This window comes from Streptomyces sp. 4F14, assembly GCF_048159485.1.
Classification (GTDB): Bacteria; Actinomycetota; Actinomycetes; order Streptomycetales; family Streptomycetaceae; genus Streptomyces.
Map to the genome: position 1 here is coordinate 1 of NZ_JBLRVY010000216.1, position 379 is coordinate 379.

General features: G+C 68.9%; 1 protein-coding gene and 1 pseudogene. Both read left to right on the forward strand.

What is annotated here, in order from left to right; genetic code table 11:
• Positions 1–208: DUF742 domain-containing protein (locus ACLZOT_RS50390; protein ID WP_416976045.1), on the forward strand; the 208-nt coding region annotated here is incomplete at its 5' end.
• Positions 189–379, forward strand: a pseudogene (locus ACLZOT_RS50395) (ATP-binding protein); the annotation flags it as partial. The gene ACLZOT_RS50390 and the pseudogene ACLZOT_RS50395, both read left to right, overlap by 20 nt.

A 379-nucleotide genomic window follows, 5' to 3' on the forward strand; every position in this document is an offset into this window, starting at 1 on the left:
GATCCTCCGGCGCTGCCGCGATCCGCTGTCGGTGGCCGAACTCGGCGCCCATCTCGGATTGCCCTTCAACATTCTCGCGGTGCTGCTGACGGATCTGCTGGAGGCAGGCCGTGTCGAAGCCCGTGACCCCATCCCGGCGCACTCCGCCGGCCGCGGGCCGGACCTCGCGCTCCTTGAGGAGGTACTCAGTGGACTTCAAAGGCTTTGACCAGCCCGGCGGGCCCGGTTCCGGGGGCACCCGCTCGGTGAAGGTGATGATCGCCGGCGGATTCGGCACCGGGAAGACCACCATGGTCCGCTCGGTCAGCGACATCAAGCCGCTCACCACCGAGGAGACCCTCACCCAGGCCAGCGCCGCCGACGATCACCTCATCGGCGT